This window comes from Kribbella sp. WER1 (assembly GCF_054189145.1).
The window spans coordinates 7,265,045-7,290,911 of sequence record NZ_CM135186.1 but is presented as its reverse complement, the minus strand read 5'-3'; the positions used below and the strand labels follow the sequence as shown (position 1 = coordinate 7,290,911).

Annotated in this window: 22 protein-coding genes; 7 read left to right on the top strand and 15 right to left on the bottom strand. The window is 69.6% G+C overall.

Annotation, left to right across the window (positions count from 1 at the left end; genetic code table 11):
- Nucleotide 1 precedes the first annotated feature (1 nt).
- The 5 genes from ACXJJ3_RS35630 to ACXJJ3_RS35610 form a co-directional block, all read right to left on the bottom strand.
- Nucleotides 2-865 (bottom strand): acyltransferase, encoded by an 864-nt coding sequence (locus ACXJJ3_RS35630; RefSeq protein WP_458166295.1) that lies wholly within the window; start codon nt 863-865, stop codon nt 2-4.
- A gap of 21 nt (nt 866-886) precedes the next feature.
- On the bottom strand, nt 887-1,837 hold the full coding sequence (locus ACXJJ3_RS35625; RefSeq protein WP_458166294.1) for a class I SAM-dependent methyltransferase: 951 nt from the start codon (nt 1,835-1,837) through the stop codon (nt 887-889).
- Entirely contained in the window at nt 1,837-2,616 is a 780-nt protein-coding gene (locus ACXJJ3_RS35620; RefSeq protein ID WP_458166293.1) for an enoyl-CoA hydratase/isomerase family protein, read from the bottom strand. Before ACXJJ3_RS35620 ends, ACXJJ3_RS35625 begins: the two co-directional genes overlap by 1 nt.
- A 432-nt stretch (nt 2,617-3,048) precedes the next feature.
- Complete coding sequence (locus tag ACXJJ3_RS35615; protein WP_458166292.1) at nt 3,049-4,092, bottom strand: Gfo/Idh/MocA family protein; 1,044 nt, start codon at nt 4,090-4,092, stop codon at nt 3,049-3,051.
- Nucleotides 4,089-5,105 carry a Gfo/Idh/MocA family protein gene (locus ACXJJ3_RS35610; protein WP_458166291.1) on the bottom strand — a complete coding sequence of 339 codons (1,017 nt, stop codon included), beginning with the start codon at nt 5,103-5,105 and terminating at the stop codon, nt 4,089-4,091. Before ACXJJ3_RS35610 ends, ACXJJ3_RS35615 begins: the two co-directional genes overlap by 4 nt.
- Before the next feature lie 167 nt (nt 5,106-5,272).
- Here ACXJJ3_RS35610 and glgX point away from each other — a divergent pair, with 167 nt between their 5' ends.
- The gene (gene glgX / locus ACXJJ3_RS35605; protein WP_458171983.1) at nt 5,273-7,345 is read left to right on the top strand and encodes a glycogen debranching protein GlgX; all 2,073 of its coding nucleotides are present in this window, start codon (nt 5,273-5,275) and stop codon (nt 7,343-7,345) included.
- A gap of 75 nt (nt 7,346-7,420) precedes the next feature.
- A complete protein-coding gene (locus ACXJJ3_RS35600) occupies nt 7,421-8,161 on the top strand; it encodes an SGNH/GDSL hydrolase family protein (RefSeq protein WP_458166290.1) in 741 nt (246 codons plus the stop codon).
- On the opposite strand, the gene ACXJJ3_RS35595 is transcribed toward ACXJJ3_RS35600, so the two are convergent.
- From ACXJJ3_RS35595 to ACXJJ3_RS35575, 5 genes are all read right to left on the bottom strand, one after another.
- Nucleotides 8,151-8,603: a hypothetical protein gene (locus ACXJJ3_RS35595; RefSeq protein ID WP_458166289.1), complete on the bottom strand. Its 453-nt coding sequence runs from the start codon at nt 8,601-8,603 to the stop codon at nt 8,151-8,153. The two genes, ACXJJ3_RS35600 and ACXJJ3_RS35595, sit on opposite strands and share 11 nt — an antisense overlap.
- Nucleotides 8,600-9,091, bottom strand: a complete 492-nt coding sequence (locus tag ACXJJ3_RS35590) for an RNA polymerase sigma factor (RefSeq protein ID WP_458166288.1) — start codon at nt 9,089-9,091, stop codon at nt 8,600-8,602. The genes ACXJJ3_RS35595 and ACXJJ3_RS35590 overlap by 4 nt, the downstream gene beginning before the upstream one ends.
- A complete protein-coding gene (locus ACXJJ3_RS35585; protein ID WP_458166287.1) occupies nt 9,088-10,368 on the bottom strand; it encodes an alpha/beta fold hydrolase in 1,281 nt (426 codons plus the stop codon). Before ACXJJ3_RS35585 ends, ACXJJ3_RS35590 begins: the two co-directional genes overlap by 4 nt.
- Before the next feature lie 79 nt (nt 10,369-10,447).
- The gene (locus ACXJJ3_RS35580; RefSeq protein ID WP_458166286.1) at nt 10,448-10,873 is read right to left on the bottom strand and encodes a PadR family transcriptional regulator; all 426 of its coding nucleotides are present in this window, start codon (nt 10,871-10,873) and stop codon (nt 10,448-10,450) included.
- On the bottom strand, nt 10,873-11,067 hold the full coding sequence (locus ACXJJ3_RS35575; RefSeq protein ID WP_458166285.1) for a hypothetical protein: 195 nt from the start codon (nt 11,065-11,067) through the stop codon (nt 10,873-10,875). The genes ACXJJ3_RS35580 and ACXJJ3_RS35575 overlap by 1 nt, the downstream gene beginning before the upstream one ends.
- A gap of 230 nt (nt 11,068-11,297) precedes the next feature.
- Between ACXJJ3_RS35575 and ACXJJ3_RS35570 the strand changes: the two genes are divergently transcribed.
- From ACXJJ3_RS35570 to ACXJJ3_RS35560, 3 genes are all read left to right on the top strand, one after another.
- Nucleotides 11,298-11,879 (top strand): hypothetical protein, encoded by a 582-nt coding sequence (locus ACXJJ3_RS35570; protein WP_458166284.1) that lies wholly within the window; start codon nt 11,298-11,300, stop codon nt 11,877-11,879.
- 78 nt (nt 11,880-11,957) lie between these two features.
- On the top strand, nt 11,958-12,782 hold the full coding sequence (locus tag ACXJJ3_RS35565; RefSeq protein WP_458166283.1) for a MerR family transcriptional regulator: 825 nt from the start codon (nt 11,958-11,960) through the stop codon (nt 12,780-12,782).
- Complete coding sequence (locus ACXJJ3_RS35560) at nt 12,782-13,654, top strand: transglutaminase domain-containing protein (protein ID WP_458166282.1); 873 nt, start codon at nt 12,782-12,784, stop codon at nt 13,652-13,654. The genes ACXJJ3_RS35565 and ACXJJ3_RS35560 overlap by 1 nt, the downstream gene beginning before the upstream one ends.
- A gap of 26 nt (nt 13,655-13,680) precedes the next feature.
- Here ACXJJ3_RS35560 and ACXJJ3_RS35555 read toward each other — a convergent pair whose 3' ends face one another.
- Together ACXJJ3_RS35555 and glgP are read right to left on the bottom strand one after the other, a co-directional pair.
- Nucleotides 13,681-14,319: a hypothetical protein gene (locus tag ACXJJ3_RS35555; protein ID WP_458166280.1), complete on the bottom strand. Its 639-nt coding sequence runs from the start codon at nt 14,317-14,319 to the stop codon at nt 13,681-13,683.
- Nucleotides 14,320-14,408: 89 nt separating this feature from the next.
- Nucleotides 14,409-17,003 (bottom strand): alpha-glucan family phosphorylase, encoded by a 2,595-nt coding sequence (glgP, locus tag ACXJJ3_RS35550; protein WP_458166279.1) that lies wholly within the window; start codon nt 17,001-17,003, stop codon nt 14,409-14,411.
- Between the two features lie 161 nt (nt 17,004-17,164).
- Between glgP and ACXJJ3_RS35545 the strand changes: the two genes are divergently transcribed.
- Entirely contained in the window at nt 17,165-19,153 is a 1,989-nt protein-coding gene (locus tag ACXJJ3_RS35545) for an alpha-1,4-glucan--maltose-1-phosphate maltosyltransferase (RefSeq protein WP_458166278.1), read from the top strand.
- On the opposite strand, the gene ACXJJ3_RS35540 is transcribed toward ACXJJ3_RS35545, so the two are convergent.
- The 3 genes from ACXJJ3_RS35540 to ACXJJ3_RS35530 all read right to left on the bottom strand — a co-directional run bounded on the left by ACXJJ3_RS35540 (nt 19,150) and on the right by ACXJJ3_RS35530 (nt 21,166).
- Nucleotides 19,150-19,308 carry a hypothetical protein gene (locus ACXJJ3_RS35540; protein WP_458166277.1) on the bottom strand — a complete coding sequence of 53 codons (159 nt, stop codon included), beginning with the start codon at nt 19,306-19,308 and terminating at the stop codon, nt 19,150-19,152. The genes ACXJJ3_RS35545 and ACXJJ3_RS35540 overlap by 4 nt on opposite strands.
- A 125-nt stretch (nt 19,309-19,433) precedes the next feature.
- Nucleotides 19,434-20,597, bottom strand: a complete 1,164-nt coding sequence (locus ACXJJ3_RS35535; RefSeq protein ID WP_458166276.1) for a threonine synthase — start codon at nt 20,595-20,597, stop codon at nt 19,434-19,436.
- Nucleotides 20,598-20,608: 11 nt separating this feature from the next.
- Entirely contained in the window at nt 20,609-21,166 is a 558-nt protein-coding gene (locus ACXJJ3_RS35530; RefSeq protein ID WP_458166275.1) for a winged helix-turn-helix domain-containing protein, read from the bottom strand.
- A 266-nt stretch (nt 21,167-21,432) separates the two neighbouring features.
- Between ACXJJ3_RS35530 and ACXJJ3_RS35525 the strand changes: the two genes are divergently transcribed.
- On the top strand, nt 21,433-25,803 hold the full coding sequence (locus ACXJJ3_RS35525) for a S8 family serine peptidase (RefSeq protein WP_458166274.1): 4,371 nt from the start codon (nt 21,433-21,435) through the stop codon (nt 25,801-25,803).
- Nucleotides 25,804-25,867: the final 64 nt, after the last annotated feature.

Genomic DNA, 25,867 nt, shown 5'->3' with positions numbered 1-25,867 from the left:
GCTACTTCTCCTCTCCGATGCGCATCCGGTCGATGTCGTCACGGGCGTCCGACCGGACGTGGGGGCCATAGTGCCCGACTGGTGAGTAACTTGAGAACCCCTCGGGGCTCTCTTTTTCACCATCTGCTTCTACCCCATCACCGGCCGCATCCTCCGGCGCCACGCTCGCAGGCTTCTCCACCGGCGCCATCCCGGCCTGCAACCGGGCCGCCGTCCGGTCGTTCGCGTCGGCCAGACCGGCCAGGTACTTGCGGCGCTCCGCGTCGGCGTCGTACCGCGTCCGCCGGTCTGCGAGCACCTTCGCCGGTACGCCGGCCGCGATCGCGTACGCCGGGATGTTGCCGCGGGCAACGCTGTTCGCGCCGATCACCGCACCGCGGCCGATGTCGGTCCCGCGGGTGACCGTGACCTTCGTGGCCAGCCAGCAGTCCGGGCCGATCCGGACCGGCGACTTCACCAGCCCCTGGTCCTTGATCGGCAGGTCCAGGTCCTCGGTCTTGTGGTCGAAGTCGCAGATGTACGTCCAGTCCGCGATCAGCGTCGACGCACCGATCTCCACGTCCAGGTAGCAGTTCACCGTGACGTCGCGGGCGAACACGACCTTGTCGCCGATCCGCAGCGTGCCCTCGTGCGCCCGCAGCCGGGTCGCGTCGCCGAGGTGCACCCAGCGTCCGAGCACGATCCGCCCGTGCCCCGGCCGCGCCACGATCTCCAGGTGCTTGCCGAGGAACACGAACCCCTCGGTGATCACCTGCGGATGGCGCAGCTTGAACCAGGCGAACCGCCAGTACCGCTTCAGGTAGTACGGCGTCCACGCCCGATGGCGCACCACCCAGCGCAGATTCGCCACGGACAGCAACCGCATCGGCACACCCTACTGCTCGTCCTACTGCTGGCCGGCTACCCCGGTGATCGAGACGTTGTAGTACAGCTCGTCCGGGACGACCGACGACAGCACCTTGTCGACCTTGGACAGCTGCAACCACGACTTGTACGCGAACATCCGCCAGCCGAACCCGAGCTTCTGCTCCGGTACGGCGGCCTCGAACGTGCGGATCGGCCACCCGACCCATGCGGCCAGCAGCTCCTCGGTGACCGTGTGCACACCGGTCGCGCCGGCCCGGGTCGCCATCCGCGCCAGGGTGTCCGGGTCGAACGTGTGCAGGTCCACGACCGCCTCCAGGGCCGCCGCCCGGGACGACTCGTCCAGCTCCTCCTGCGGACGCCGCCAGTGCGCCAGCGCCGGGAGCTTCGTGACGTTCGTGGTCGCCCACCAGGTGAAGCGGGACAGCCGCCGGGCCACGAAGTCGCCGTACCGCGTGGGCTCTCCGCAGATCACGAACCGGCCGCCGGGCTTCAGCACCCGGAGCATCTCGCGGAACGCCAGCTCCACGTCCGGGATGTGGTGGATGACCGCGTGGCCGATCACCAGGTCGAACGTGTCGTCGTCGTACGGCAGCTTCTCGGCGTCCGCGACCTTGCCCTCGACCGCGAAGCCGAGGGTCTTCGCGTTCTTCTTCGCGGCCTCGACCATGCCCGGCGAGAGGTCGGTGACATGTGCCTCGTCGAGGACGCCGGCCAGCTTGAGGTTCAGCGTGAAGAAGCCGGTGCCGGCGCCGATCTCGAGGGTCTTGCCGTACGGCCAGCCGGTGCTGCCGGCGACCGCGGTGAAACGGTCCCGGGCGTACTCGACGCAGCGCTCGTCGTACGAGATCGACCACTTCTCGTCGTACGTCGAGGCTTCCCAGTCGTGGTACAGGACCTGGGCGAGCTTGTTGTCGTTCCAGGCCGCCTCGACCTCTTCGGCGGTCGCGGCCGGCTTCTCAGTAGCTGACATCACTGTCCCTTGAACTCGGCCTTGCCCGGGCCGTTCTCGACGAAAGACTTCATACCGATCGTGCGGTCCTCGGTGGCGAACAGCGCGGCGAACTGCTGGCGCTCGATCTCCAGACCGGTGGTCAGGTCGACACCCAGGCCGGAGTCGATCGACTCCTTCGCGGCGCGCAGGGCCAGCGCGGCCGCGGCGCTGAATCGGGACGCCCAGGCGACCGCGGCGGCGTACACCTCGGCGGCCGGCACGACCTTGTCGACCAGGCCGATCCGGAGCGACTCCTCGGCGTCCACGAACCGGCCGGAGAAGATCAGGTCCTTGGCCTTCGACGGGCCGATCAGCCGGGACAGCCGCTGGGTGCCGCCGGCGCCCGGGATGATGCCGAGCAGGATCTCCGGCTGGCCGAGCTTGGCGTCGTCGGCCGCGATCCGGTAGTCGGTGCAGAGCGCGAGCTCACAGCCGCCGCCGAGGGCGTACCCGGTGATCGCGGCGACCGTCGGCTTCGGGATCGCGGCGACCGCGGTGAGGGCGGACTGGAGCGGGCCGGAGCGCTTCACCATGTCGGCGTACGACATGTCGGCCATCTCCTTGATGTCCGCACCCGCGGCGAAGACCCGCTCACCGCCGTACACGACGACCGCGCGGACCGCGTCGTCGGCGGTCGCCTCGAGAGCGGCGGCGCGGATCTCCTCCTGCACCTGCACGTTCAGCGCATTCATCTTCGGCCGGTCCAGCCGGATGGTCCCGACACCGTCGTCCACGGTGAGGTTGACGAACTCGCCCATCACGCGCTCCTTCCAGCCCTACCCATCGGTCACATCTCCGGGAACGCTACCGGACCACAGCAACCAGACGCACGCCGCCTCCGCTGCCCTCGGCAGCAACAGGCGAGAACAGCCAGGCGCTACCGCGCCGGGCACACACACCCCAACCCCACCCCGGCCGCACAAGCCCAGACCCGAGCAGATAGGCGCCACCGCGCCGAACAGGTAGGCGCCACCGCGCCGGGTTAGTACTCAAGCCGATCACAGGTCGGCGCAGCCGAGCCGGGCTGAGCCGGGCCCGGGGCTGGGAGCCCGGGGCGAGGCCCGGTGGCATGGGGAGCGGGCATGGGGAGCAGGCATGGGGAGCGGACGTGGAACCGGCGGCGTGGGACCGGCGGCGTGGGAGGGGGCGAGCCTGGGTGGGGCGGACGGGTCCGCCCCACCCGGGGTTGGTTAGACGTCTACTGCTTGGCCCGACGTTGCGGAGCGGCGGGCGGCGTCGACTATTTTGAGGGTGCGGAGGCCTACGGCGCCGTCTGGTTGGGGGATTACCGCGGGTGGGGTGCCGGGGGTGGCGGGGCCCGTGGTGCGGACGGCGTCCAGGAAGGTGTCCAGGAGGGACTCGTCGAGGTTGCCGCCGATCGGGAGGAAGACCTCGCCGGCGGGGTCGGTGCCGCCGACGTGCGGGACGAAGGGTTCGATCTCGACGGAGCCGTTGGTGCCGGTGACCTGGAGGGAGACGCCGCCCCAGGTGGCGCCGTTGTCGGGCACGCTCCAGGAGCAGTCGATCGTTGCCAGCAGCCCGTTGTCGTAGTTGATCGTGACCAGCCCGCCGGTCTCCACCTCGACGTTCTTGTCCTGGTGCAGGATCCGGTTCGCGGCGGCGTACACCCGGGTCGCGGACGCGCCACCGGTCAGCCCGTCGATCAGGTCCGCGCAGTGCACGGTGTGGTCGACGAGCGCTCCCCCGCCGGCCAGTTCCGCGTCGGTGAACCACTGGCGGGCGTCGTACGGGATCTTCCCGTTGTTGGTGCCGAGCACGGCGAACACCTCACCGAGCCGCCCGGCCTCGACGTTCGCCCGCAGCTGCAGGTACGACGGCGCGAACCGGACCGGGTACGCGATCATCAGGATCGTCCCGGCCGCCTCGCACGCGGCGAGCATCGCCTCGCCGTCGGCGACCTGCGTGGCCAGCGGCTTCTCGCACAGGACGTGCGCACCGACGGCCGCGGCCCGCTCGACCAGCTCCCGGTGGCCGGCGTTCTCCGACGTCACCACCACCGCGTCCGGTCCCCACGCGAACAGCTCGTCGTACGTGTCGACGTACGAGATCCCGAACTGTGCCGCGAACTCGGCGCCCCGCGGCCCGGCGTCCGGCGCCGCGGCACCGTCCGGGTCGGCGGACAGTACGTCGACGTCGGGCATCGACCCGAGCAGATGCGCGTACGACCCCGCATGCACATGCGCGAACGACGCGATCGCAACCTTCAAGCTCATGCCACTGCTCCCGTCGAGACGAAGGTCACCATGTCGATCGGCTGCCCGGACTCCATCGACGCGCGCGCCGCCTCGGCCAGGTAGACCGCGGTCGCGCCGTCGGACGCGAGCACCCGCGGCTCCGGCCCACCGCGCAGGCCGATCGCCAGCTCGCGCAGCTGGGTCAGGTACGGGCTCTCCCCCAGCGCCGACGGGATCAGCAGGTCGCCGGCGGACGCGTCGGTCAGCTCGTCCTTGTACCCGGTGTCGGCGTCGGACTTGAACTTCAGCACGCCCTTCGCGCCGGCCACCTGGAACCCGGTCTGGAACGTCGTACCGGTCGCGCCCCAGGTCGCGCGGCAGTGGCTGATCGCGCCGTTCTCGTGGGTCAACGTCACGTGCGCCGCCACGTTCACGGGGCTGATGCCGTCGACGGTCGGCGGGTTCTGGACGGCGTACACGCTCTTGACCTCGCCGCACAGCCAGCGGGCCTGGTCGAGGTCGTGCACCATCAGGTCCATGATCACGCCGCCCGAGCGGGCCACCTCGCGGTACCAGCCCGCGCCGGCCGGCGAGGACGCCTGCCGGTAGAACCGCGCGACCGCGACGTCACCGATCCGCCCGGCCTGGATCGCGTCGTACGCCGCCTTGTACGCCGGGAAGTACCGCACGACGTGTGCCGGGTACAGCCGGACGCCGGCTGCCTGCGCGGCGTCGATGACCTCGTGCGCGTCGGCCGCCGTGAGCGTCAGCGGCTTCTCGCAGATCACGTTCTTGCCGGCCTTGATCGCGGCCAGCGTGATCTCCTTGTGGGTCGCCGACGGTGTGACGATGTCGACGAACTCGGCCTCGGCCAGTACCGCGTCCAGCGACGGCACGACCTCCAGCCCGTACTGCTCCGCGAGCGCCTCGGCGCCCTCGAGCGAATACACCAGCACCCGCGCACCGACGGCCTTCCAGGACGCGGCATGGACGTGTGAGATGTTGCCCGCGCCGATCAGACCGACGGTCAGACCGGCCAACTCTTCCGACATGTGATCCCCATGGGTGGGTGAATTAGTAATTGTCCTTGCGTATCACTGCGCAGAGACGTTCGCAACCACCGTCTCACGAACAAAACCACCGCACTATCGTGAACTTGCAACGACCTGTGCAGAATGTCCCGGTGAAAGAAGCGACCGCCGCCCCGAGCGCTCCGGACCTGTCCACCGAGACCGGTCCGCGGCCCGGCGCTGTGGTCCAGACCGATGGGACGACGTTCACGCTGTGGGCGCCGGCCGCGGAGCGGGTCGAGCTGGCGCTGATCGCGGACGACGGCAGCCAGCGGAACCTGGACCTCACCCACACCGGCGAGTTCTGGACCGGGTTCGTGTCCGGAGTCGGGGCCGGGCAACGGTACGGGTACCGGGTGCACGGGCCGTTCGATCCGTCGCACGGGTTGCGGTTCGACCCGGCGAAGCTGGTGCTCGACCCGTACGCGCGGGCCGTCGACGGCGAGCTCGACTACGGCAGCCCGCTGATCTACGACTCCTCAGACGGAGACTCCGCCGGGCATGTACCGGTCGGGGTCGTCGTCGCGGAGTCCGCTCCCCCGCCGCCGATCAGCAAGCCGGTGCACTGGGGCGAGACCGTCATCTACGAGCTGCACACGAAGGGGTTCACCAAGCTGCACCCCGACGTACCCGAGCAGCAGCGCGGGACGTTCGCCGGTCTCGCGCACCCGTCGGTGATCAAGTATCTGACGGACCTCGGCGTTACCTCGGTGGAGCTGCTGCCGATCCACCACTTCCTCACCGAACCGGCGATCGCCGCGCGCGGCCTGCCGAACTACTGGGGGTACAACACGCTCGGCTTCTTCGCGCCGCACGCGCCGTACTCGTCGTCGGGTTCGCGCGGTGAGCAGGTGGCCGAGTTCAAGGCGATGGTGGCCGCGTTCCACGCCGCGGGCATCGAGGTGATCCTGGACGTCGTCTACAACCACACGGCCGAGGGCGGCTTCGACGGCCCGACGCTGAGCTTCCGCGGCATCGACAACCGCGCGTACTACCGGCTGTCGCACGGTGATGGGCATGGCGCCGCGATGTACGACGTGACCGGCACCGGGAACTCGGTCGACACCTCGCACCCGCAGGTCCGCCGGCTGGTGATGGACTCGCTGCGGTACTGGGTCGAGGAGATGGGCGTCGACGGGTTCCGGTTCGACCTGGCGGTGACGCTGGTCCGCAACGAGCGGCACGAGGTCGACATCCCGGACCACCCGTTCCTCGCCGAGGTCGCGGCCGACCCGGTGCTCGGCCGGGTGAAGCTGATCGCCGAGCCGTGGGACGTCGGCCCGTTCGGGTATCAGGTCGGCAACTTTGGTACGCCGTGGTCGGAGTGGAACGGCAAGTTCCGCGACAGCGTCCGCGACGTCTGGCGGAACACCTCCGACGGCGTCAAGGACCTCGCCTACCGGCTGTCCGGGTCCAGCGACCTGTACGGCGACGACGGCCGGTACCCGTACGCGTCGATCAACTTCGTCACCGCCCACGACGGGTTCACGCTCCGCGACCTGGTCAGCTACGACCACAAGCACAACGAGGCGAACCACGAGGACAACCGGGACGGCACCGACGACAACCGGTCCTGGAACTGCGGCGTCGAGGGCGCGACCGACGACGCCGGAGTGGTTGCCCTGCGCAAGCAGCAGATGGCGAACCTGATGTCGACGCTGATCCTGTCGACCGGCGTACCGATGATCACCGCCGGGGACGAGTGCGGGCGGACCCAGCACGGCAACAACAACGCGTACTGCCAGGACAGCGAGATCTCTTGGTTCGACTGGTCGCTGCCAGCGACGTGGTCCGACCACCTCGCGCTGACGAAGAAGCTGCTCGCGCTCCGGGCCGCGCATCCCGCGCTGCGGCAGTGGCACTACTTCTCCGGGCAGCCCGACGTACCGGGCGGCCGCAAGGACCTGTCGTGGATCGCGCCGCACGGCGGCGAGATGACCGACGCAGACTGGTTCGACGGGAACCTGCGGACGATCGGGATGTTCCTGCGCGGCGACGCGCTGCGGGCGACCGACACCGAGGGCAACGCGCTCACGGACAGCTCGTTCCTGCTCGCGCTGAACGCGACGCCGGAGATCCGGAACGTCGTCGTACCGGACGCGTCCTGGGCGCCGGCGTACGAGGTGGTGCTGGACACCAGCAACAGCATGGTGACCGAAGTGGAGGCCGGGGCGACGGTGCCGCTCGCACCGCGGTGCCTGGTGCTGCTGCGCGCGCTCTGAGTCGTCGGCGGGGTCGTTAACCTTCCGCCTGTACATTCTTCGGTCACCTGCTGTTCACCTCTGGGGGGACCGAAGTTGACCACACCGATCGGGGCGCTCCACCGCGCGATCATGCGCTGGGGAGAGGCCGAGCGCACCAGTTCCCGGCTGGCGATCCAGCGTTGGGTGGACGGCGTGGCGTACGTCGACGTGCAGGCGCGGACGTACGCGGACTACTGGACCCGGCAGAACACCAACGCCCTGTCCGGCGACGGGCCGTTGTGGGTTGTACTGGGTGACTCGACCGCACAGGGCCTGGGAGCTTCCTCACCACTCCACGGGTACGTCGGACAGGTGCTGAACGCGTTACGTCGCAAGGGCACGCCCTGGCGGGTGCTGAACCTGTCACGGTCCGGTGCACAGACCAGGCACGTGCTGGAGGACCAACTGCCGTTCCTGGACGGGCTCAAGCCGGCACTCGTCACCTGCGGGATCGGCAACAACGACATCCTCGCCACGCCGCCGAAGCGCTTTCGGGACCACTTGCGCCAGGTGATCGACCGGCTGCCGTCCTCGTCGGTCGTGATGGACCTGACCGTCCCGGACCGGCTCTGGCGGGTCGGCGGCGCCGTGAGCCCGTACGTCTCCGGTATCAACCAGCTGATCAGTACGAAGGCCACGTCCCGCGGGCTGCCGGTGGCCGAGGTTTCCCGGTACGCACGGCCGCCGTGGCGCGGCATGCTCGCGCCGGACGCGTTCCACCCGAACAACCTCGGCTACCGCCGCCACGCCGACGCCCTGCTCGCCGCACTCCCGTCCGGCGTCCTCAGCTCCTGAGCACCTCCTCCAGCCGATCCAGCGTCTTCCGGCTCTCCTTACGTACGCCGAGCGACACGATCGCGGCCCGTCCGGGCACCCGGATCCCACCGGTCAGTGCGACGCGCGTACCGCCGCCAGGCTCCGGTGCGGCCGCCGTACCGATGATCAGGAACCGGCTCTGCAGCCAGCACCACCCGGGCCGGAACTGACCTTCCAACCGGGCGCGTTGCCCGCGGGCGCCCTTGGCCAGTACGACGACCCGGTCGCCCTCGCGCTGCTCGAGTGTCACCGACACGAGGTCGGCCTGGATGCTCGCGAACACGTCGAGGTCCGCGAGCATCGCCTTCACCTGGTCGGGATCCTGCGGCAGAACGCGTTCGGTGACGGCAGCGCCCGGTACACCCGCGGCGAGCGCGCGGAACCGCTCGACGTCGGTCAGCTCGATCTGTGGCCAGTTCATGATCTCCACGCCTTCCGGAAGCTCGCGCGCGCTCGGTGCAGCCGCGACTTCGCCGTACCGGCCGGCAGGTCCAGGACCGCGGCCGCCGCCTGTTCGTCCATGCCTTCGAGGTCCCGCAGGACCAAGACCGCGCGATGCTCGGCTGAGAGCCGCCGCAGCACGTCCTGTACGTCGACCGCGAGTTGCGGGTCGTCGCGGGCGGGGAGGTCCGCCAGTTCGGCCGGCTGCTGCCGCTGCCCGCGGCGCGCGACCCGGACCGCCTCGCGGACCGCGATCGCGCGCGCCCAGCCGGACAGCGCCGCCGGGTTCTGCAGGCCGGACAGCCCGCGGAAGATCGCGATCAGCGTCTCCTGCGCGGCGTCCGGTCCGTCGTTCAGCGCGATCGGCGCACAGATCCTCCCGACGTACGGCGCCAGCGCGTCGAGGACGTCGTTCATCGCGACGGTGTCGCCGCGCTGCGCCGCGCGGACCCGCTGCGGCTCGATCATCTGAGGAAGGCCGCCATCAACGCAGTGACCTCGCCCGGGCAGTCGACGGTGAGCGCGTGCCCGCAGTCCGCAAGTACCCGAACGGTTGCATTTGGCAACAGTTTGCCGAACCGGTCGGCCTGGGCGACCGGCAGGACGGTGTCGTGCTTACCCCAGACCACCAGCGTCGGTTGGCGCGTGGACGGCAGCGCCTTCTCGGTGACGCTCCAGTCGAGGCCGCGCTCGAGCGCGTACAGGGATCGCACGTTGTCACGATACGTTCCGGGAACCCACATCGCGTCGACGAGTTGCGGCGTGACCAGGTCCTTGTGGAAGAACAGGCCGCGGACCGCGGAGTCGACCATGCCGCGGCTGGTCGCGAGCTTGGCGAGGGCTTCGCCGACGAGCGGGAGCTTGAGGATCTCCCAGCTCCAGACGTCGGGCTCGTCCAGCCCGGACGGGGCGAGCAGGACGAGCTTGCTGACCCGCTGCGGGTGCCGTTGCGCGTAGGCGAGCGCCCAGCCACCACTCCACGAATTGCCCGCCAGTACGACGTTCTGAAGGTGCAACGCGTCGAGGAACTGCCCGAGCGCGTCGGTCATCCCGTCCAGGTCGAACGCGAAGCGCCCGTCGTGTAGCCGGGTCTCGCCCTGGCCCGGCAGGTCAACGGCGTACACGGTGTGATCTTGTGCGAGCACAGCCAGCTCGTCGTCCCAGGCCATCGCCGGCGAGGCCCCCGGTGCCAGCAATACAACCGGCGAGCCCGTCCCCTCCTGGAGATAGTGGACCCGCGCCAGCGGAGTCTCCACATACCTCCCCGCGGTGGACGGTCGAGGTTGCTCAGCCGGCTGGTACACGTAAGCAACCAACGCCAGCGCCGTCACCACAGCAACTGGGCCTACGACGACAGCTGCCTTCAGCCATCGGATGCGCAGCATTCTCACGTCAGCGACGCAGAGCGCGATGCAGGCAGGCGCGTACAACAGCAGGTTCAGCCAAGAGCCACTGAACGCCCAGACAATGCCGAGCGCTGCGCGGGTCGCGAGGCCCGCGGCCAGGCCGGCAACCACCAGCCGGGCCAGAGCGGACCGGTCGGACCTGAGCACCGCGAAGGCCAGCAGCAGGTGCAGTGCCGCCAACGGCAGCACCACCTGCGGGGCGAACGAGAGCTGTACGCCGAGAACCGCCCGGGAGAGCGAGCGCTCGTCGGGCGCGGGCCAGGTCGCGCCCGTCGCCCAATAGACGTGTATCGCCGCCAGCAGGGCATGCACGCCCGCGACGATCCTTCGAGACTGCATCCCGAACCCTCCTCAGTTGTCGATGACAACCTGGAAGAGGAGCGGTTCGGCCGGGACGTTCCCCGGGGTGAGCCAGATCTCAGGCCTCGGGATCCGCAGGGGTCACCGGGGCGTCGGCGAGCAGCAGGTACAGCGAGCGGCGAGCGTCGGCGAGGATCTTCGCGGCCGCCGCGCGCTGCTCCTCCGAGCCGCTGCGCGCGACCTGCCGGGTCGCCGAATGCAGCTCCTCGAGCAGCCCGCGCAGGTCGGCTCCGGGAGCCGCGCCCGCGAACGCCGCGAACGGATCGGTCGCCGCGGCACGTCCTTCGACGTACTCGCGACCGGCGTCGGTCAGCGTGACGAGCTTGCGGCCGGCTTCCGCGGTCACGGTGACCAGGCCCTCGTCCTCGAGCTGGTTGATGGTCGGGTAGATCGCGCCGGGGCTGGGGGTCCAGCGTCCGCCGCTGCGGTCGGCGATGGCCTGCATCAACTGGTAGCCGTGCATCGGCTCCTCGGCGAGCAGCATCAGGACGGCCGTCCGGACATCACCGCGAGGCGCCCGACCGCGGCCCGCGCCACGCCCGCGACCACGACCACGACCTTCGCCGAACCCTTCGCCACGTCCCGGTCCGCGGCCGCCACGGCCGCGGTGCATCGGCAGGTCTTCTCCCATCCGCGGTCCACCGCGGCGGGGCTGATGGTGGCCGTGTCGACGGCCACGCAGTTCGTTGGGGGTGTTCATAATATCCTCCTCGATATTCTTCATGACACTAACGATATATCGTTACCGTCACTGACACAACCCCTGCCGCCACCGGTTCATTCCCCGAAGTTCAAGGCCGCGTGAAGTTCCGGCACCGAGGGGGTGTGGATACCGGTTCAGACCTGATACCTTCACGCGTCGCCCGGCCCACCTGGGAGTGCCGGGGGCTCCAGAAGGGAATGCAGTTGTGAGGCTCTTCAACACCAAGAAGAAGAAGCTGATCGCCGCCTCGATCGCGGCCGTCGGTGTCATCGGGGCGGGCGCGATCGCCGCGAACGCCGCGGGCGGCACCGGATGCGCCACGCTGACCTACCCGCTCTGCGCCCGCTCGGTGGCGTCGCTGCAGATCGTGGACAACTCCGTGGCCGAGGTGGACCTGGCCCCCGCGGTCAAGGACAAGCTGAACAAGGTCGGCAGCGGCGAGGCCGGTCCGGCCGGACCCGAGGGCCCCGCGGGCGCGGCTGGTGCGGCCGGCAAGGACGGCGTGTCGGGCCTGTCGGTGGACGGCCCGAAGAAGTCGGCGCCGAAGGGCTACAGCACCGTCACGCTGGCCTGCGCCGAGGGCAAGAAGGCGATCGGCGGCGGCCTCAAGTGGGACACCGGCAGCACCACGGCGGCCGACGTCTTCCTGAACGGGTCCTACCCGAGCGACATCACCGAGGTGGACGGCGTCTCGACCGCGACGTCGTGGACCGTTGCGCTCACCAACAACGACCCGAAGGGCACGATCACGATCCAGCCGTTCGTGACCTGCGTGACCGCGAGCTGAAGCTGAGCACCCGAACCCCCGGCCGGATCATCGGCCGGGGGTTTACTCTGCCCCAGGGGCAGAGGGTTTGATAGCCCCGTGTTGACGATCAGCGAGTTCGGGCGCCGGGCCGGCCTGTCCTTGAAGGCGTTGCGGCTGTACGACGTCTCCGGGCTGCTCGCCCCGGCCGAGGTGGACCCGGCCAACGGCTACCGGCGGTACGACGAGGACCAGCTCGAGCGGGCCCGCCGGATCAGCGTGCTGCGGCAGCTGGACATGCCGCTGACCACGATCGCCGAAGTACTCGCCGGCTCCGACGAGGAGGCGATGATCCGGCTCGACCGCTGGTGGGCCGCCGAGGAGGCGACCACCGCGGCACGCCGGGCGACCTTCGAGTACCTGCACGACCGGCTCGCCCGCTCCGGCGCTCCGGGTCTCGCACCCCGGCCGGTACAGGTCCGCGACGTACCGGCGACGAAGATCGCCAGCATCCGCGCGGACACCGACCAACAGCAGCTGATCGGCGTGATCGTGTCGTGCACCGACGAGCTTCTGACGTACCTGCGGGACGCCGGGGCGAGTGCGACCGTCGGGTCGTGGGTGATCTACCACGGCGCGGTCACGCCCGAGGCCGAGGCGACGGTCGAGGTGTGCGTCCCGTTCGACGGACTGGTCGACCCGGCCGGGCGGATCGGGATCCGGGTCGAGCCCGCGCACCGCGAGGCGTACTGCACGATCACGATGGACGAGTGCGCGTACCCGCGGATCATGCTCGCGTACGACCTCGTCTACGACCACGTCCGCGCGCACGGCCTGCCCGAGGCCGGTCCGCCGCGCGAGGTGTACGTCCCGGACTGCACCCTGCTCCCCCGCGACCAGCCGGCCGTCGACATCGCACTCCCCGTTCACAAAAGGACTTTCTGATGGACTACGCGATCCAGAGCCGGTTCAGCGACCCCGGCGTGCACGCGGGACTGTTCGACGTACTGCCGGACGACGTGGCGGAGATCGCCGCGGTGGTCCGCAATCTGCTGATCCACTACCGCGGCGGCGGCATCGAGTTCACCGGCGCCCGGCTCGCCGAGATCGACAACCGCTGGGTGTCGGCGATCCTGGACACCGACCAGCAACGCAACGGTACGCCGCTCACGGTGCCGCGGGAGCCGGTCGACCGGGTCGTCGGGTGCTGCCGGGACTACACGCTGCTGTTTGTGTCGATCCTGCGGCACAAGGGGATTCCGGCGCGCAGCCGGATCGGGTTCGCGGACTACTTCACCGACGGATTCGCCAACGACCACGTGGTCGCGGAGTACTGGAACGGCGAGCGGTGGGTGATGATCGACGCCCAGCTGGAGCCGGCGGAGCGCGCGTTCGACGTGGCGGATCTGCCGAAGGGGCCGTTCCAGTCGGCCGCCGAGGTGTGGCTGGGCTATCGGGACGGGACGCTCAACGGGGACCTGTACGGCGCGGACGCGAACCCGGAGGCGCCGTTGAAGTTGCACGGCGGCTGGTTCATCCGGACGTACGTGCACTACCAGCTGGCGCATCTGAACGGCGACGAGCTGCTGCTGTGGGACAACTGGGGCAGCATGTCGGCAACGCTCGACGGCGCGGATGTCGAGAGCACCGACCGGATCGCGCGGCTGATGGTTGCCGCCGACAACGGAGACGAGGCGGCGGCGAAGGAGGCCGGCGAGCTCTACCGGACCGATCCGGAGCTGACGTTCGCCGGCCGGGCCTTCGTCACGTCACCGGCCTCGGGCGGAAGGTTCGGCTGGCAGGACCTCAACCGCTGAAGCCGGAGTCCAGCCTGCGCGCATCGTCAGAACCCGAGCGTCCACGGTGAGTACACACTGACCTGCACACTGCGGGTGTCCAGCCAGCGATCGTACGCACAGCCCATCGCGTATTCGTTCCGGGCAATCACCAGGTTCAGCTTGGTGAGCTGCTTCCGGCTGACGCTGTAGATCGTGGTCAGCTTCCGCTCCGGCCACGAGTCCCGCGTGTAGGCCTGCAAGTAGAACCAAGGCTCGGTCACATACTCGGTCCCCCGGCCGAGCACCTTGATGGTCTCGTCATAGGTCGAGGGGTTCAACCAGGCGCGACCCTTGGTGCCCGGCTGGTTCAGATGGTTCATCGCGTTGGCTGTCCACTGCGCGCTGCCCTCCTCGTAGGTGCAGGAGAAGATCACCTGCGCCTCGCCTTGCTTGGGCGGGAACAGCGCGCGTTCTGGCACCTTCCACCGGCGCATGCCCGTGAGCGCCTCGGCATCCACCCCGGACGGGATCCGCGAACGAGCCGGCGGGGTGACGAGCGGACTCGACGCCCAACCGGACGGCGTGACACTCGCCTGACCGTCCGCCGAACTCCAGCCCGCCGAGCCCTCGACTCCGGGCGCCGCCTCGTTCCCACAGCCCGCCACCAGCAGCACAAGGCTCAGGGCCCCCCAGCACCAACGCATGCTGACAATCTATGGCTCGGCAGGGCCGAGGGACGCGAAAACGCCCCCGCCTGGTGAGGCAGGCGGGGGCGTGTCTTTTGCGGGGTGGCTCAGAATTCTGAGCCGGCGGGGAGGTCGGGGGTGGTCGGGTCGTCGGGGTCGGACGGGCCGGCGGCCAGGCCTAGTTCGGCGACCGAGGCCAGGCCCTGGTGGTTGGGGACTACTCGGACCGTGTAGCCGAAGGGGCCGGTGCGGTCGAGTTTGAGTTCGCCCTCGTAGCGGTGGCGGTTGCCCTCGTACGTTTCGGCCTGGGCGAGGGTTGCGCGGACCGGGTCGGTGATCTCGTCGTTCGCGTCCACCCGGCCGTGCAGTACCTCGACGCAGATGTCGGACGGCTGCAGGTCGCCGAGGGCCGCGAAGGCGCGGATCCCGACCGTCGTCCCGAGCTGCGGTACGTCGCCCAGGCCCTGGAGCTCCACGTGGTCGACGCGGATCTGCGGCCACGCCGCGCGGACCTTCGCCTTCCATGCGGCCAGCTCACGAGCGCCCTCGTACGTCGAGTTCAGCGCCCGCGACGACCGCGCCGCCGGGACGTACAGCTGCTCGACGTAGTCCTTGACCATCCGGGTGGCGAGCACCTTCGGGCCGAGTTCCTTGATCGTGTGCCGGAGCATCTCGATCCAGCGGCCCGGGACCTCACCGTCGTAGAACCGCGGCGCGACCTGCTTCTCGATGATGTCGTACAGCGCGTGCGCCTCGAGGTCGTCGCGGCGCTCGGTGTCCTCGATCCCTTCGGCGGACGGGATCGCCCAGCCGAACTCGTCGTCGTACCACTCGTCCCACCAGCCGTCGCGGATCGAGAGGTTCAGCGCACCGTTCAGCGCCGCCTTCATCCCCGACGTACCGCAGGCCTCGTACGGGCGCAGCGGGTTGTTCAGCCAGACGTCGCAGCCCGGGTACATCGGCTGCGCGAGCGCGATGTCGTAGTCCGGCACGAACACGATCCGGTGCCGCACCTCCGGGTCGTCGGCGAACCGCACCATCTCCTGGATGAGCTTCTTGCCACCCTCGTCGTGCGGGTGCGCCTTGCCGGCGATCACGATCTGCACCGGGCGCTCCGGGTGCAGCAGCAACGCCTTCAGCCTGGCCGGGTCGCGCAGCATCAGCGTCAGCCGCTTGTACGACGGAACCCGCCGGGCGAAGCCCATCGTCAGCACGTCCGGGTCCAGGATCGAGTCGACCCAGCCGAGCTCGGCCTCGCTCGCGCCGCGGTTCAGCCAGGACTGCCGCACCCGAGACCGGGTGTCGTCGATGAACCGCTGGCGGAGCAGCCGCTTGGTCTCCCAGATCTGCGCGTCCGTGGTCTTGTCCAGACCCTCGAACACCGAGTCGCCGTCGGCGGTGTAGTTCGCGTACGTCAGGTCGTGCACCTCGCGCGCCACCCACGTCGGCGCGTGCACGCCGTTGGTGATCGAGGTGATCGGTACGTCGACCGGGTCGAAGCTCGGCCACAGCCCGGCGAACATCCCGCGGCTGACGACACCGTGCAGCTTGGAGACGCCGTTCGCGCGCTGCGCCAGCCGCAGGCCCATGATCGCCATGTTGAACAGCGCCGGGTCGCCGCCCTCGAAGTCCTCGGCGCCGAGCTCGAGGATCCGCTCGATCGGGACCTCCGGGCCGAACACGTCGGCGGAGAAGTGCTGCTGGATCAGCTCGACCGGGAACCGGTCGATACCGGCCGGGACCGGCGTGTGCGTGGTGAACACGGTGCCGCCGCGGTTGACCTCGAGCGCGGTGTCGAAGTCCAGGTCCTTCTCGGCGGCCAGTTCGCGGATCCGCTCGATGCCGAGGAAGCCGGCGTGGCCCTCGTTGGTGTGGAACACCTCGGGCGCGGCGTGACCGGTGATCCGGCAGTACGTGCGGACCGCGCGGACCCCGCCGACGCCGAGCAGCAGCTCCTGGAGCAGCCGGTGCTCGGTGGAACCGCCGTACAGCCGGTCGGTCACCTCGCGCTCGGACGGCTCGTTCTCCTCGATGTCGGAGTCGAGCATCAGCAGCGGCACCCGGCCGACCTGGGCGACCCAGATCTGCGCGTGCAGCTCGCGGTTGCCGGGCAGCGCCAGCGTGATCGTGGCCGGGGCGTCGCCGTCGCGGAGCAGGCTGATCGGCAGCCCGTCCGGGTCGACCAGCGGGTACCGCTCCTGCTGCCAGCCCTCACGGTTCAGCGACTGGGCGAAGTACCCGTGCCGGTACAGCAGGCCGACGCCGATCAGCGGTACGGCGAGGTCGCTGGCCGCCTTCAGGTGGTCACCGGCGAGGATGCCGAGGCCGCCGGAGTACTGCGGCAGCACGTGCGTGATGCCGAACTCCGGCGAGAAGTACGCGACCGCGTCGAGCGGCGAACCGCCCGCGGTCTGGAACCAGCGGTCCTCGGTCACGTAGCTGTCCAGGTCGGCTACCGCCAGTTCGAGCCGGCGCAGGAATGCGTGGTCGTTGGCCAGCTCGTCGAGCCGGGCCGCCGGGACCTCACCGAGCAGCTTGACCGGGTCACCGCCGGTGCTCCGCCACAGCTGCGGGTCGACAGCCTCGAAGACGTCCTGCGTCTCCGGGTGCCAGGCCCAGCGGAGGTTGTTCACCAGGGTGCCCAGGCCGGTCAGCGGCTCGGGCAGGACAGGGCGGACGGAGAATCGTCGTATCGCTCGCACCGGGACACCGTACCGGGCCCGGGTGCGCAAAACACCCTCGGGATGCATCGATCTTGCAACGCGAGCAAGATTTTGCAGCTGTGCATGTCACGCGCACAGGGTGGATACCGATACGGTCAGTGTTACAGCTACTACTTCGGAAAGCGAAGGTCCGCTACGCCATGACTGGGCGCATCCCGATCACCGATGTCACTCCGACCGTCGACGCCGGCGCATATCCGGCCAAGGCCGCGGTCGGCGAGACGTTCACGATCGCGGCCACGGTGTTCCGCGAGGGACACGACGCGGTGAACGCGAACGTCGTCCTGACCTCGCCGTCGGGGCAGACCAGACGGATGCTGATGACCCCGGGCGCGCCCGGCACCGACCGGTGGACCGTCGACGTGACGCTGCAGGAGCAGGGCGCGTGGACGTTCGCGGTCGAGGGCTGGAGCGACCCGTACGGGACGTGGCGGCACAACGCCGAGATCAAGGTGCCGGCCGGGCTGGACGTCGACCTGATGTTCGCCGAGGGCGCCGCGTTCTTCGACCGCGCCGCGGCCGGCGTACCGCCCGCGGTCCGGGCGGACCGGTCCACGCTGAGCGACGCCGCGCACGCACTGGCCAACGGCGCGCTGCCGCCGGAGGCGCGGCTGGCCGCGGGGACCTCGCCGCAGGTCCGGGCAGCCCTCGGGCGGTACCCGGTGCGCGAGCTGATCACGTCGTCGGAGACGTTCCCGGTGTGGGTCGACCGGACCCGCGCGCTGTACGGCAGCTGGTACGAGTTCTTCCCGCGCTCGGAGGGTGCGGAGTACGACGAAGAGACCGAGACGTGGAAGTCCGGGACCTTCCGGACCGCGGCGCGGCGGCTCGAGGCGGTCGCGAAGATGGGCTTCGACATCCTCTACGTGCCGCCGATCCACCCGGTCGGGCACTCCTTCCGCAAGGGCCCGAACAACACCCTCGACCCGAAGCCGGGCGACCCGGGCTCGCCGTGGGCGATCGGCTCCGAGGACGGCGGCCACGACGCGATCCACCCCGAGCTCGGCACCTTCGAGGACTTCGAGTACTTCGTCGGCCGGGCCCGCGAGGTCGGCCTCGAGGTCGCGATCGACCTGGCGCTGCAGGCCTCACCGGACCACCCGTGGGTCAAGGAGCACCCGAAGTGGTTCTCGGTCCGCGCCGACGGCTCGATCGCGTACGCCGAGAACCCGCCGAAGAAGTACCAGGACATCTACCCGATCAACTTCGACAACGACCCGGAAGGCATCTACGCCGAGGTCCTGCGGATCGTGAAGCTGTGGATCTCCAAGGGCGTCACGGTGTTCCGCGTCGACAACCCACACACCAAGCCGGTGAACTTCTGGGAGTACCTGCTCGGCGAGATCCGCAAGACCGACCCGGACGTGGTGTTCCTGTCCGAGGCGTTCACCCGGCGGCCGATGATGCAGGAGCTCGCGAAGGTCGGGTTCCACCAGTCGTACACGTACTTCACCTGGCGCAACGAGAAGTGGGAGCTCGAGGAGTACCTGACCGAGCTCACCCAGGAGACCGGCCATTTCCTGCGGCCGAACTTCTTCGTGAACACGCCGGACATCCTCACCGCGTACCTGCAGTACGGCGGACCCGGCGCGTTCAAGATCCGCGCCGCGATCGCGTCCACGTCGTCGCCGGCCTGGGGTGTGTACGCCGGGTTCGAACTGTTCGAGCACGTCGCGCTGCGGCCCGGGTCGGAGGAGTACCTGGACACCGAGAAGTTCCAGCTCCGCCCGCGGGACTGGGAGGCGGCTGACCGTGAAGGCCGCACGCTGGCGCCGTACCTGACGTTGCTGAACAACATCCGGCGCCGGCATCCCGCGCTGCAGCAGCTGCGCAACCTGACGCTGCACACGGTCGACGACGAGGGCATCATGTGCTACTCGAAGCGCTCGACCGCGCCGGACGGCCATAGCGACACGGTGATCGTCGTGGTGAACACCGACCCGCACGCGGTCCGCGAGTCGATGGTCCACCTCGACATGGCCGCTCTCGGCATGCGCCCCGAGGACACCTTCACGGTGTACGACGAGATCAGCGGCGCGACCTGGCGCTGGGGCCAGCAGAACTACGTCAAACTCGACCCGAACGGCGAGCCGGCCCACATCCTCGCGGTCCGCCGCGGCCAGGCCTAGTCACAGCCGCCCAGGAAGACAACGGCAGCGACGCTGAGCCCGAGCGCGGCGGCTCCGTTGGACTGAGGATCGTCGCGGACGGCGATCACGAGGTACGCCGTCGGGTTGTCCGTGTACGCCGAGTCCGGTCTCGACGCCGTCACGAGCGCGGCCACGCCGGGCAACCACCTGACCAGGACGAACGCCGCGACAGCCGCCCAGCACAGGAGCCTCTGCCGGCCTTTCCGGAACAAAAAGGTCGCCTGGTGCAGAAAAAGTTCCGGAAAGGCACCCCGAAGCACTAGAGCGGAACGGTCTCCGGATACTTCAGGCCAGCGCCTGTGTTGAGGGCTACCACCTGGTCGTCGGCGTGGAGCCAGCCGGACTCGCGGAGGGTTCGGATTGCGGCGAAGTTGGCGGCGCCTTCCGGGCAGATGAACGCGCCTTCGAGGCGGGCGGCCCGGTGCTGTTCGGCCAGGATGTCCTCGTCGTCGACCGCGACGGCGCAGCCGCCGGTCTCGGCGATCGCCTGCAGGACGAGGAAATCGCCGAGCGCCTTGGGGACGGTGATGCCGAAGGCAACGGTTTGGGCGTCGGGCCACGGTTCGCTCTCGGGGAGGCCTTTCTCCCAGGCGCGGACGATCGGCGCGCAGCCGGTGGACTGGACGGCGACCAGGCGCGGCAGCGGGCCGTCGATCCAGCCGAGGTCGCGGAGTTCGTTCAGCGCCTTCCAGATGCCGATGATGCCGACGCCGCCACCGGTCGGGTAGACGATCACGTCGGGCAGCTGCCAGTTCAGCTGCTCGGCGATCTCCAGGCCCATCGTCTTCTTGCCCTCGATCCGGTACGGCTCCTTCAGCGTCGACGCGTCGAAGTACCCGGGCTGTTCCCGGATCAACGAGCGGACGTACGCCGCCGCGTCGCCGATCAGGCCGTCGATCAGCTGCAGCCGCGCGCCCACGACCGTCACCTCACGCCGGCAGATCTCCGGCGCCGCGATCGGCATCGCGATCAGCGCCTCCATCCCGGCGCGCGCGGCGTACGCGGCCCACGCCGACCCGGCGTTCCCGTTGGTCGGCATCGCGATCCTCCGGACGCCGACCTCGTACGCCCGCGACACCCCGACCGCGGCGCCCCGGGCCTTGAACGTACCGGTCGGGATCAGTCCTTCGTCCTTCATCAGCAGCCGCTCGACGCCGAGCGCCGCGCCGTACCGCGGTAACGGCAGCAGCGGGGTCATCCCCTCCCCCAGCGTCACGACGTTGTCCGCCGACCGCACCGGCAGCAGCTCGTGGTACCGCCACAGGTCCGGCGCCCGCCCGGCCAGGTCCGCCTTGGTCAGCGACGGTACGCCGTACCGCGCGAGCAGCGGCGATCCGCACGGGCAGAGCCCGATGATCTGGTCGGCGTCATGGGTCGCCCCGCAGCGCGGGCATTCCAGGTGGCTCAGCGCGGAGAAGGTCACGTCAGGCGACGTTACCCCGCGCGGAGATCGCTGATCAGCGGGCGTTGGTGATCGGTGAGCCGGAACCCGATCCCGCGGACCGCGTCGATGGTCACCGTGGTGCCGAGGTCGTCGAGTTTGCGGCGCAGGCGTTTCACCACCGAGTGCACGTCGGCGGTGCCGCGGACGTTCCGGCCGGGCCAGACGCTTTGGTGCAGGGCGTCGTACGACCAGACGCGCAGCGGTGTCGACATCAGCCGGCCGAGCAGTTCCTGTTCGAGGTCGGTCAGCTGGATCTCGCGGCCGCCCCAGCGGGCGACCGAGCGCGTCGGGTCGACGGTGAGCTGGTCGTCCTCCCCCGGTTCGGCCGTACCGGCGGCAGCCGACGGCACAGCAGGTGGCGGTGGCTGGGCGGGGACCAGCAGTCGGCGGAGTTCGTCGAGGCTGGAGACCAGCAGCAGCGGTGCGACGTCGTCGACGAGCTCGGCCAGCCGGACGCGTTGGTCCGGCGAGGCGGCGACCGCGATCAGCAGCGGGAAGGTCTCTGGCAGATCGGCGTCCGTTGGGGCGGGTTCACGGGCGGTGACCATCTGGTCACGATGCCAACTCCTGCCCGGGATCGTCAACGGACTGCCAACGATTGCCCACGTTGCCCAGATCGGCACCACACCTAGTCACAAGTTGCTCACAAGGTGTGCTTGTTACCACGTTGTTCTGACACATAAGGTCCACGTCAGGCTCGCGGTGTCACATGCCGCGCTCCTGCAGCAGATGACTCGGGGGAGTCGACTCGGGGTCGTACAAGTGAGGGGCTGCAGAGATGTCACATCAACGAAAGGGGCTTGCCAGATCACTGGTGAGCACCCTGGCGGCGCTGGCCGTCGTCGCGACCGGGATGGCCGCCGCCGGCCAGGCCCAAGCGTCACCGCCGACCAAACCGGAAGCCACGCCATCGCCCGCCGCCAAGATCAAGCCGGAACTCCAAGCGAAGCTGGAAGGCAAGGACGCCAAGGCCGCGTCCGACTACTGGGTCCGGTTCGCCGCCAAGGCCGACCTGACCGCCGCCAGCAAGATCAGCAACTGGAACGAGCGCGGTACGGCGGTCGCCGCCGCGCTGAAGAAGGCCGCCGCGGACAGCCAGGCGAAGGTCCGCGCCGACCTGGACGCGCAACACGTGAAGTACCAGGCGTTCTGGGGCACGAACGCGATCCGGATCGAGAACGGTTCGCTCGCGCTCGCCCAGGACCTGGCCACCCACTCCGAGGTCGAGGGCCTGTACGCGCCGGTCCAGATCGAGGTACCGAAGGTCACGCCGGGCACGCAGGAGAAGGCGGTCCAGTCGGTCGAGTGGGGCGTCGCGAACATCAAGGCGAACCAGGTCTGGTCGCAGTACGGCGACAAGGGTGAGGGCATCGTCGTCGCCAGCATCGACACCGGGGTGCAGTACGACCACCCGGCGCTGGTGAAGCAGTACCGCGGCAACAACGGTGACGGCACCTTCAACCACAACTACAACTGGTTCGACGCGGCCGGCACCTCGCCGAACGCACCGTCCGACGGCAACGGCCACGGCACCCACACGATGGGCACGATGGTCGGCGACGACGGCGCGGGCAACCAGATCGGGGTCGCCCCGGGCGTGAAGTGGATCGCCGCGAACGGCTGCTGCCCGAGCGACGCCGCGCTGATCTCGTCCGGCCAGTGGATGCTGGAGCCGACCGACCTGCAGGGCCAGAACCCGGACGCCAGCAAGCGCCCGAACGTCATCAACAACTCCTGGGGCTCCACGCTGCCGTCGAACGACCCGTTCATGGAGGACATCACGCTGGCCTGGACCGCGTCCGGGATCTTCGGTGCGTTCGCCAACGGCAACAGCGGATCGGCCTGTCAGAGCAGCGGTTCGCCAGGAAGCCTGACAAGCAACTACTCGGCGGGCGCCTACGACATCAACAACAACATCGCGTCGTTCTCCGGCCGCGGTGCGGGTCAGAACGGCACCATCAAGCCGAACATCTCGGCCCCCGGTGTCAACGTCCGCTCCAGCCTGCCGGGCAACACGTACGGCGCCTTCAACGGTACGTCGATGGCGACACCACACCTGACGGCCACCGTGGCGTTGCTGTGGTCCGCGTCGCCGGCCCTCAAGGGTGACGTGGCCGCGACCCGCGCGCTGCTGAACTCGACCGCGATCGACACGCCGGACAGCCAGTGCGGCGGCACCGACGCGAACAACAACGTCTTCGGCCAGGGCCGCCTGGACGCGCTGGCGCTGGTGAGCGCCGCGCCGATCGGCGACACCGGCACGCTGTCCGGTACCGTCACCGCCGCCACCGGTGGTGCCGCGCTGGCCGGTGCGAGCGTGACCATCAAGGCCGACGGCCAGCCCGACAAGACGCTGACCACCGGCAGCAACGGCACGTTCTCGTCCGTACTGCCTGCCGGCGACTACAACCTGACGGTCTCGTCCTTCGGGTACAAGACCGCCACCGCGACCGCGACGATCACGACCGGTCAGACCACCACCAAGGACTTCGCGCTCGACAGCACCCCGCAGGTGAGCGTCGGCGGTACCGTCACCGACGGTTCGGGCCACGGGTGGCCGCTGTACGCGAAGGTCTCGGTCGAGGGTCCGGGCGGCGTGTTCGACTACACCACCCCGAGCAACGGCCGGTACAGCCTGAAGGTCCCGTCGGGCGCGGCGTACTCGCTGAAGATCGAGACGAAGTACCCCGGGTACGCGACGGTCAGCCAGCCGATCACGGTCGGCAGCGGCAACCTGACGCAGAACATCGCCGTCCCGGCCGACTCCACCTCGTGCACCACGGCGCCCGGTTACAAGTGGGGCTCGGACGGCGTCTACGAGACGTTCGACGGCACCACCGCGCCGAACGGCTGGACGGTCGTCGACGGCAAGGGCAACGGCCAGGTCTGGAAGTTCGACAACCCGGGCAGCCGGGGCAACACCACCGGCGGCAGCGGCAACTTCGCGATCGCCGACTCCGACAAGTACGGCAGCGGCGGGCAGCAGGACACCTCGCTGGTCAGCCCGGTCGTGGACCTGACCTCGGTCGCCGCTCCGGTGATCCGGTTCAACCAGGACTTCAAGCGGCTCGGTGACAAGGCCGACGTGGACGTCTCGATCGACGGCGGCGCCACCTGGACCACCGTGCTGGCGCAGACCGCGAACGCGACCGGCCAGAAGGAGATCGCGATCCCGCAGGCCGCCGGACAGGCCAACGTGCAGGTCCGGTTCCACTACTACGAGGCGAAGTACGCCTGGTGGTGGGAGATCGACAACGTCCTGATCGGCAGCCAGGTCACCTGTGTGCCGACCGGCGGCGGCATCGTCGTCGGCAACGTCAAGGACGCCAACACCAACGGTTACGTGAACGGCGCGGTCGTCAGCCACGACGGCACCACCGAGAGCGCGACCACCGAGGCGACGCCCGAGGACACCGGCCTGAACGACGGCTTCTACTGGCTGTACACGGCGGCCGACGGCAACCAGAACTTCACCGCCAAGGCCGGCAACTACGTCAGCTCGTCCGCGACCGTCGGGGTCGAGGCCGACTGGGCCACCACCGCCGACTACACGCTGAAGGCCGGCCGGCTGGCCGTCACGCCGGGCAGCATCACCGGCAGCCTGAAGCTGCCGACCGGCAAGGTGACCAAGTCGTTCAAGGTCACCAACACCGGTGGCGCGCCGGTGGACGTGAAGTTCGGCGAGAAGAACAGCGGATTCGTCCTGGAGAACGCGAACGGCACCAAGACCACCAAGGCCGAGGTCGAGAACGGGGTCGGCGCCCCGCTGCAGCGGCTCGCGGTGGACACGTCGTTCGCCCGGATGCTGTCCGGCAAGACCGGCACGCCGACGGCGGCCGCGAAGCCGATGGCGGCTCCGTGGGCCGACATCGCCGACTACCCGGCGACGGTGATGGACAACCGGGTGGTCAACCTCGACGGCAAGATCTATTCGATTGCCGGTGGCAACGGTAGTGCGTCGACGGCGAACAGCTACGTGTACGACCCGGCGTCGCTCGCCTGGACCGCGATCGCCCCGCTGCCGGGCGCCCGCAACGCGATCACCGTCGGCGTCGTCGGCGGCAAGATCGTCGCCAGCTCCGGCTGGGGCGCCTCCGGCCCGGCCGCGGACACCTGGTCGTACGACCCGGCGTCCAACGCCTGGACCGCGGTCGCGGCCAACCCGGCTCCCCGGGCCGCCGCCGGCCAGGCCGTGCTCGACGGCAAGCTGTACGCCGTCGGCGGCTGCACCACCGCGAACTGCACCCCGATGAGCAACACCGTGGTGCGGTACGACGCCGACGCGAACAGCTGGCAGACGCTGGCGAACTACCCGAAGTCGGTCGCGTTCGCGTCCTGCGGCGCCATCGACGGCAAGCTGTACTGCGCCGGCGGTAACGACGGCACGAACTCGCTCAAGTCGGCCTACGTCTACGATCCGGGAGCCGACTCCTGGACCGCGATCGCGGACGCCCCGGCCGACCACTGGGCGGCGTCGTACGCCGTCGCCGGTGGCAAGCTGCTGATCGTCGGCGGCGTCCAGGCCGGTGCGGTCACCAACGCCGGCTTCGCCTACGACCCGGCCGCCGAGGCCTGGTCGGCACTGCCGAACTCCAACCTGCCGCGGTACCGCGGTGGCGCGGCGTGCGGCTTCTACAAGGTCGGCGGCTCGTCCGGCGGCTTCACGGCGACCGCGGACAGTGAGGCCCTGCCGGGTCTCGAGGACTGTGCCGAGTCGTCCGGGGACGTGAGCTGGATGTCCCTCGACCAGACCGCGGCCACGCTGGCCCCGGGACAGTCGACGACCGTCAAGGTGACGCTCTCCGCGAGCGTCGACCAGCCCGGCGCCTACACGGGTGCCGTGACGATCGGTGAGAACACCCCCTACTCGGTCGCACCGGTCGGCGTGACGATGAACGTCACTCCGCCCACCACCTGGAGCAAGCTGATGGGTACGGTCACGGGCGTCAGCTCGGCCGGCGCGTCCGCTCCGCTCCCGGGCGCGATCGTCGAGGTGGACTCGTGGGCGCAGTCCTACACGTTCATCACCGACAACAACGGCCAGTACGCGTACTGGCTGGACCGTCGCAACAACCCGCTCACCCTGATCGCCGCGAAGGACGGCTACAAGCCCCAGACCCGCACCACCAAGCTGGTCAACGGGACTCCTGTCGTCGAGGACTTCGCACTGGAGTCGATCAAGTAGTCAGGTAGTACTCGGCCCCGGACCCGTTGCGGGTCCGGGGCCGAGCCTCGTTTTGCGGAACTTT

Excerpts from the sequence above, each read along its gene's own strand:
- ACXJJ3_RS35610 (WP_458166291.1), bottom strand. The coding sequence starts at position 5,105 with ATGTCGGAAGAGTTGGCCGGTCTGACCGTCGGTCTGATCGGCGCGGGC.
- ACXJJ3_RS35620 (WP_458166293.1), bottom strand. The coding sequence starts at position 2,616 with ATGGGCGAGTTCGTCAACCTCACCGTGGACGACGGTGTCGGGACCATC.
- ACXJJ3_RS35545 (WP_458166278.1), top strand. The coding sequence starts at position 17,165 with ATGACTGGGCGCATCCCGATCACCGATGTCACTCCGACCGTCGACGCC.
- ACXJJ3_RS35630 (WP_458166295.1), bottom strand. The coding sequence starts at position 865 with ATGCGGTTGCTGTCCGTGGCGAATCTGCGCTGGGTGGTGCGCCATCGG.
- ACXJJ3_RS35615 (WP_458166292.1), bottom strand. The coding sequence starts at position 4,092 with ATGAGCTTGAAGGTTGCGATCGCGTCGTTCGCGCATGTGCATGCGGGG.
- ACXJJ3_RS35580 (WP_458166286.1), bottom strand. The coding sequence starts at position 10,873 with ATGCTGCTCGCCGAGGAGCCGATGCACGGCTACCAGTTGATGCAGGCC.
- ACXJJ3_RS35595 (WP_458166289.1), bottom strand. The coding sequence starts at position 8,603 with ATGAACTGGCCACAGATCGAGCTGACCGACGTCGAGCGGTTCCGCGCG.
- ACXJJ3_RS35555 (WP_458166280.1), bottom strand. The coding sequence starts at position 14,319 with ATGCGTTGGTGCTGGGGGGCCCTGAGCCTTGTGCTGCTGGTGGCGGGC.
- ACXJJ3_RS35625 (WP_458166294.1), bottom strand. The coding sequence starts at position 1,837 with ATGTCAGCTACTGAGAAGCCGGCCGCGACCGCCGAAGAGGTCGAGGCG.
- ACXJJ3_RS35530 (WP_458166275.1), bottom strand. The coding sequence starts at position 21,166 with ATGGTCACCGCCCGTGAACCCGCCCCAACGGACGCCGATCTGCCAGAG.
- ACXJJ3_RS35560 (WP_458166282.1), top strand. The coding sequence starts at position 12,782 with ATGGACTACGCGATCCAGAGCCGGTTCAGCGACCCCGGCGTGCACGCG.
- ACXJJ3_RS35590 (WP_458166288.1), bottom strand. The coding sequence starts at position 9,091 with ATGATCGAGCCGCAGCGGGTCCGCGCGGCGCAGCGCGGCGACACCGTC.
- ACXJJ3_RS35585 (WP_458166287.1), bottom strand. The coding sequence starts at position 10,368 with ATGCAGTCTCGAAGGATCGTCGCGGGCGTGCATGCCCTGCTGGCGGCG.